This is a genomic window from Marinobacter sp. (assembly GCF_052094685.1).
In the GTDB taxonomy this organism is placed as follows: Bacteria; Pseudomonadota; Gammaproteobacteria; order Pseudomonadales; family Oleiphilaceae; genus Marinobacter.
This window is the reverse complement of sequence record NZ_JBQDKB010000138.1, coordinates 1-7,120: the sequence shown is the minus strand read 5'-3', so window position 1 is coordinate 7,120 and position 7,120 is coordinate 1. Positions and strand designations below refer to the sequence as shown.

The window sequence follows — 7,120 nt, the reverse complement described above, 5'->3', positions numbered from 1 at the left end:
GCCAAGACTACCAACACTTCGACTACCCAGGCCGCTTCAAAGCCGATGCCAGCGGTCAGCCGTTTACCGACGCTAAGCTAGATGCCCTCCGAAACGACGCCAGCACCGCGAGCGGCGAAAGCAACCGCGCAGACTTTACCTGTGGTGCCAAAACCGAACTGACCGAGCACGATAATGCCAACCTGAACCGGGACTGGTTACTTACCGCCGTCACCCATACAGGCAAACAGCCCCAGGCCATGGAAGAAGAGGGCGGTTCTGGCCCGACCACATACCACAACACGTTCAGAGCCATTCCTGCAGACAAAACCTGGCGACCCTTGAGCGACCATCGCCCACTGATGGACGGCCCTCAGATTGCCATTGTTACCGGCCCGGAAGGCGAGGAAATTCACTGTGATGAATTTGGCCGGGTAAAAGTACGGTTTCCATGGGATAGATACAGTAAAAATGATGAACACAGCAGCGCTTGGCTAAGAGTGAGCCAGGGTTGGGCTGGCGGACAGTATGGCTTTATGGCCCTGCCCAGAATTGGCAACGAAGTGATTGTTAGTTTCCTCGATGGCGACCCAGATCAGCCGATTATTACTGGCCGCACCTATCACGCCACCAACACACCGCCGTACGCGTTGCCAGAACATAAAACCCGCACCACTCTGAAAACCCAGACCCACAAAGGCGAAGGCAGCAACGAATTACGATTCGAAGACGAAGCAGACAAACAACAGGTATACATCCACGCCCAAAAAGACCTGGACCTGCTCACCGAAAATAACCGCACCGAAGTCATCAACAACGACAGCCACCAGACCGTTGAAAATGACCGTTTCAGCCACGTTAAAAGCAACGACCACCTCACCGTGGATGGAGAAACCCGCCAAACCATCGGCGCTGATTGCAGCCAGAGCGTTGGCGGTACTCTTCATCAGAAGTCTGGCGGTGCCACCTTGTGCGAAGCCGGCAGTGAAGTGCACCACAAGGCCGGTGCCAAGGTGGTACTGGATGCGGGTGCCGAGATTACCATTTCTGGTGGCGGTAGCTTTATTAAGCTGGACCCTAGCGGGGTTACGTTGAGTGGGCCGGGGATTAAGATTAATTCTGGGGGGAATGCTGGGAGTGGAAGTGGTGCGAGCCTTCAAAGTGCGGATATGCCAAACGTATTAGATGGCGATATGCCAGTTTCACCGCCTGCGGCGAATCTTGCGAATGTAAGCACGCGTCAGAATGCTGCTGCGGTTCCTGTTCAGATAGAGAGACTACCAGGTACTGACCGAAAGCTCATTGTTGACGTGATCGGTGGGAATGCCAGCAAAGGTTCAGTTGACGTGGTCAAAGGCTCGTCAGAAGAGGGTGGAGCATGACAGGTTCAGTAACATTTTCAGACGAGTCCAAAGAGCATTCCGTTCGCCGTAAAGCAGCATACGATGACAAAAACCTACATGATCTAGTCCTCACGCTAGATAAGCGTGGGGGAGGGCAGATGACGATCCCTCTGCTAAAAAATGCTCGTTCGAACATTGAACAGGAAGACGATCAGGAAAATACCCTGTTAAGGATTAAACCACTGGCAGAAATTGAAAGCGCACTTCCCGTTTCCACCGGTTATGGAGCCCCGATTTATCAGGGTAAAGCTGTTGCGATGCTCCGGCCCGGTTATCTGTATATATTTCGCCGGGACAGGCTGTGGCGTGAGTTGGAGATCGGGCCAGATTCGAAGGTGAGTGATGTAGATCTGTCAGCAACTCGCAAAGCGATAGAGAGCCCAGGAAGCAATTTACGGATAAAACGCCCCGCTGAGGGTGAATGGCTTGATGATGTGCTTGTGCCGGTATTCCTGCAGGGGAAAGCAGTCATGCACGATATCCGCATGGCTTACAGTGAGGTGCAGTGGGATTGGGGATATATCCAGAAGCTGGAGGCAGACGAAAAAGCCAGAAATGTGCGCACGACCGGAGTGGGGCACGCCTGGGCAGTAACCAAGGTGGAAGGTCTCAGTTTTCAGACTGGTTTTCCGGCCTCAAGAGCTGAGGATTTGCCGGAGCTCCGTGCAAGGGATCTGGGTGTTGAGTTGATGCTGGAGAGCCCTAGGGACTTCAACCCTGAATTCCAAAAGCCATCTGATTCAGAGCTCTGCGCAAAACTAGCCGCCCGCCTTCGCGAAGCACAGGAAGAAAGTGAGGACCCTATTGATCTCGACATTCGTTGTGATGCCGATGAAGATCAGCTTGCTGAACTGAGAGGGCAGAAAGGGCTGGCCTGTGTTGCTTTGCCGGATCCGCTGTTCAAACTGCGCCATTCACTTGCTCAGTTGCAGTTGGCTTTGCATTATTTGGATGCGGTTGATGTATCGATTCAGAAGAATCCAATGGTTCACTCCGCGATGTTGATTCGGCAAGCGGTGCTTGATCCGCAAGCAGGTGGAAAGGCTTCGTCATTGTCGAAATATGCAGAGGCTATAGACCGGCAGAAGTTGGATGAAGTGTTGGATGCTTCAGAAAAGAATCATGCTATCCGGATCATTGAGCAGCATGTCGAAGGCCTGACCGACATAATGAAAGTGGGGGGACTTGATCCATTCTTTGATGACTACCGGACGTGCAGTGATCATGCGATTTGTGAGGCTTATCTTTTGATAGCGGATAAGCTTAATGTCATGCAGCAAATCCCCGGCGTACTCAAAGCGCAAGGTGTGAGTGGTCAGTCCCATGTGTTAAGCGGGTTAAAAAAATGGATCTTGGATGGTAGCTTCCTATCTAAGTGGGCCCCTCAGCGCAAAACTAACGGCTCAAATTTTGAGGGTAGCGGAACCCCGTCTCCTTTTGAGCGAATGCAAACGCTTGCTGAGAAGCCGGCCGAGATTGATGAAAATATGCTGAACCGACTGAATACGCAGTCATTAGTGTATCTGGAAAAGCAGCTTAAAGAGAAAGCAGAAGGTAATGGTAGCGCTATCAAGGATATTTCCAATGCAGGAAAAGTTGGAGGGCTGGTATCCGGTGCGTTGGCTGAGTGGAGTTCCGCGATATTGGCGGTATGCAAACGCCTGATAGAAGAGGGCGATATTCAGCAAATTGAAATACAGAAGATCATGCAGGCTGTTTCCTCGAACCTTGTTTTGACTGACCCTGAGTTGAAAGGCGTTAAGGTAATGGATCGGGCCGGTGCTGTTAAAAGTGGATCCATCATTGGTGTGAGAGGAAACGGCCTCGACCGGGGTTTAAACGACTTTGATTACACAGAAGGCGTACTCACTCGAAAAAAAGACTATCTATATGCAGACCTGCTGGGCAGTTCTGATGAAATAATAGCATCAAGCAGCCCCACACGAGCTGCTGATGCGGTGGAGGAGGCTGTTCATAAAGTGGCCGGTGGAACCATGGTGTTCTTCGCACCTGACGCACATCCTGAGGCTCAGAAGCTGGGACTATTGAAGGTGGATTTTGCCAAACGTGTCGGGAAAGTCGTGGATGGCCCTGCTGTGTCCCGCGGGCTGGTGGTATTGGCGGCGTTTAATTTTTTTGTTGAGCTGAATAATTTAAATAGGGCTGCAAAGGCAAGAAACGGAAATGTGCCGTTGGGGATTGCAAGATCCTTCGGAGGAGCTGCTGCAGAATTAATCGCAGCATCCCTTAAGCTCAGTGTTGTCTTGGGAAACAGAGCCGCTCGTAAGACCGAGGTTTATAAATTCGCCACTCGCCCATTATTTGATATGAAGAACTGGGTATTCATTGGTGATAGGTTAAAGCGTATCAACGCTTCCACGCTGGTCCGAACTGCAAGTTTGGCGAGTTTTGCTGCAGGAGCTGTCAATGTTGTGGTGAGTTCTTGGGAAATGCGGATCAGTTTGTCCAACAGAGATTTTGATGCAGCCACCGGGCACGCTATAGCGTTAGCGGGTGGTTTAATCTTCTTGGCCCAGCCTCTAATCGGTCCTTTGTTGGCCATACCCGGATGGGGCTGGGCTCTACTCGGTATGTCGATGGTAGTTGGAGGCTCCTTCTATGCGGGCGCCGCAACAGACGATTCGTTCGAACAACTACTAAAGCGTGGCCCCTGGGGCGCATATCCTGACGACTTGCTGGTTAAGCAAGACGATCAAGCCTACTACAGCCAGTTGCTTTCTCTGCTTTCGCCGATTGAGATGACCGCGCAAAAATACGCAGATATTGAACCAGATCCAGCGTTATCTCACCCGAGTTATTTACCCGAACCGGATGACTATGTGATAACGGTGCAATTCCCTCTAGTCAGCCGGTTGAATCTATACCGTGGGCATGAGTGCAGCGCAGATTTACCTGTGCAGCCTTTCAATTTGGTGGTTCAGGAAATCGCTTATCAATCCTCAAATACAAGTGTGGTTGCCCCGGGCTCGATAGCACCTGTTAGCAGTACTCAACTCGTCAAAACCACACCGCTGACGAAAGTCATAGCTAGGCAGTCCCTGCCACATCTGTCTGCTGTTCGTTTTCTGGTAAAACGTGAGCTTCAAGATAGTGACTATCGTAGCCTGCTTTATCAAGAGTCGGTTACGACACGGGTTCGAGTTGGGCTTCAGGCTACTTTGGATACCGAACTGGGGCCACTAGTGTTTCCCGCACCGGTGTATGAAGACTACGAGATATACAGTGCAGCTCGCCACAGCACTCCACCACCTAAGGAGCGAACTATCTTAGATCCTTATTCTCAGTCCAAGTCGCCGTATTGGTTTTTCGCCGAGGTAAGCGCATGAAAAGCCCACAAGCTATGTCTGAATTTTCGGGCACGGCGTTCAGGGCTTCAGCTATAGGGCCTTTGCCCGAAAGTCCGCAACGCTCCCGTATTGGCGAAGAACTGCAGCCCATTGGTACTTATGCAGGGGGTGCCCCCTATTTTCGGACGGTTCAAGATGTTGAATCATTGCAAGAGCATGAGGAGGTCGACCCTGAATTTAAAAATAAAGATTGGTGGTCTGATCATCAGCGACTTCGGTTTTTGAATGGGAAGTTGAGCCTTAAGTTCTTGTTGCTGGTTATTCCAGTTTCGTGGGTGCTTTTTCTCTGGTTCGGAGGGGTTGCGATAATTGGTTGGGGGTTTGTTGTTTTAAACGAACATCCGAGTATCCCTTCAGAGATATTGGTATTTGGTGGAGGGGTGCTGTCTCTCTTGTGGATCACTTTTGCAATTTGGGTCACACCAGTTACAACCAACTGGATCATGAGCACCGGCATCGGTTTTTTTCTCAAACCCTTCGAAAAAATCATTAATAGGAAACTGGACGACACACTTGAAGATGGCTGCAGCGAGTTCAATCGCATCACTGGCCAGGTTCGTTTTGCGCTCGGGCGAAAGCGCTTTTTTGAAGCCCCTTTTGTGGAATTTGATGCCTATGTAGAGCGGGTGGTTCAGCATGGCGGCATCTTCTATCGATTAATGTTGGTGCATCGCTACACTCAGAAAACCTTCAACAAGGCCGCCTTTAGTACCATTGAAGCTGAGAAACACGAAGTGTTGGCGACCTGGGATATGCTCCAGCGCTACATGGATGTGAGCCAACCCTTACCTGATACGCCACGCCTGGAACCCTTTCGCCATCTGGATCCGGTGACGGCGGAACATGACCGGAATACAGGACGCAATCCCAGATACTGGCGCGACCTGGATCTGGAAGCTTGGAAGGATGGTGAGGGTTGGACAGATGTTCATCAGCGACAGAGCCAATACCCTTGGGGTAGTCGAGTCTGCAAGCTCACGCCGCAACTGGGCAAAATTTCCATGGACGAGTATCGGCAAAAGCGCCCTGCTGGTTCATGGCCGATCTGAGAGGTGGAAATTCGGGTCAGGTTTTTTCAAGACTTATAGGAGTCTTGAGCCCGCGTGGCGATAGGCGCTGCTTCTGAAGGACTTTGAAAGAGATCGCCTTGTGAGCGAAAGTGGTGAAAATATCAGTCATGAAAAATATGGGTTCCGTGAGGATCAGGTTCCGCGCCTTCCGGAGCCAGTAAAAAGCAGAAAACAGCTGGGTCAGGATCTTCAACCCATTGGTGACTACGCTGGGATCGCCCCCTATTATCGGGTGTGTGAGGACGTTGGTGACGTTCAGCATCAGGAGCAGAGCGAGCCAGAAGCTTTTACCTCCGGCGATTGGTGGTGGGATCACCGCCAAATTCGTTTTCTCAACGGTAAAGCCTTTCTTGGGCTTTCCGCTTTGATACTATTCATTCCTTACGTTTGGGGCACCGTTTTAGTTGGAGGTGGTGGGGTCGTTTTTGTCTATTATTTGATTCTCATTACAGCCAACATTGCACATATTCTGCAGTTTGTTGTGATTCTTTCTGCAGTCTTGATTTGGATGCCCTTCTCTTTCTATGTCCTCATAAAAACCATGCTCTGGGTCATGGGCGGTTTTGCCCTGTTACTAAGACCCTTCGACAAGCTCCTCGCCAAGCTTTTGGATCGAGGCTTGGAGGCGGGTGAAAGCTTCTTCAGTCGCGAAACGGGCGAGGTGAGCTTCGCAGTATCCGGTGGCAAGAAACTCACAACCCCTTTTGAAGAATTCGATGCCTATGTGGAACGAGTGATTGAAGCGGGTGGTATCTTCTATCGCCTAATGTTCGTGCATCGCTACACTGGCAAGCAATTTAGTCAGACATCCTTCAGTCGGGCCGAGTCGGCGAAGGAAGAGGTGATGGCGCTATGGGATATGCTTCAACGGTACATGGATGTGTCCCAGCCTTTGCCTGATGTGCCAAGACTGGAACCCTTTCGACACCTGGATACGGTAACCGTCGAGCATGACAAACGCATCGGGCGTGACCCCCGCTTTTGGCGCAACCTGGACATAGAAGCCTGGAAGCAGGATGAGGGAGCTGAGTGGCTGAAGCGACAAGCGGAGTATCCTTGGGGAAAACGCACTTGCAGGTTAACCCCGCAGCTGGGCAAGGTCTCAATGGCGGAATACCGGAAGCAGCGCCCCACGACGGCGTGGCCTATTTGACTGAAAACGGTTATATGAAAAATCAATCGAGCTCGAAAAAATCTAAGGCCGGGCAAGTCAGTAAGTTCCCGAGTGGAAGCCAGACGTACCTGTCTGTCACCGCCGGAGTAATACTGACCCACTAGCGCCGACTTAAAATTGACCCAT

4 protein-coding genes are annotated in these 7,120 nt (G+C 51.1%); all 4 read left to right on the top strand.

What is annotated here, in order from left to right; translation table 11 throughout:
• On the top strand, positions 1-1,361 hold a 1,361-nt coding region (locus ACTH3S_RS17345; RefSeq protein WP_441810265.1), incomplete at its 5' end, for a type VI secretion system Vgr family protein.
• Entirely contained in the window at positions 1,358-4,729 is a 3,372-nt protein-coding gene (locus ACTH3S_RS17340; RefSeq protein ID WP_441810264.1) for a toxin VasX, read from the top strand. The genes ACTH3S_RS17345 and ACTH3S_RS17340, both read left to right, overlap by 4 nt.
• The gene (locus ACTH3S_RS17335; protein WP_441810263.1) at positions 4,726-5,799 is read left to right on the top strand and encodes a hypothetical protein; all 1,074 of its coding nucleotides are present in this window, start codon (positions 4,726-4,728) and stop codon (positions 5,797-5,799) included. Before ACTH3S_RS17340 ends, ACTH3S_RS17335 begins: the two co-directional genes overlap by 4 nt.
• Before the next feature lie 100 nt (positions 5,800-5,899).
• Positions 5,900-6,973 carry a hypothetical protein gene (locus ACTH3S_RS17330; RefSeq protein ID WP_441810262.1) on the top strand — a complete coding sequence of 358 codons (1,074 nt, stop codon included), beginning with the start codon at positions 5,900-5,902 and terminating at the stop codon, positions 6,971-6,973.
• Positions 6,974-7,120 lie beyond the last annotated feature (147 nt).

Coding starts and splice junctions, on each gene's coding strand:
- ACTH3S_RS17340 (WP_441810264.1), top strand. CDS start 1,358: ATGACAGGTTCAGTAACATTTTCAGACGAGTCCAAAGAGCATTCCGTT.
- ACTH3S_RS17335 (WP_441810263.1), top strand. CDS start 4,726: ATGAAAAGCCCACAAGCTATGTCTGAATTTTCGGGCACGGCGTTCAGG.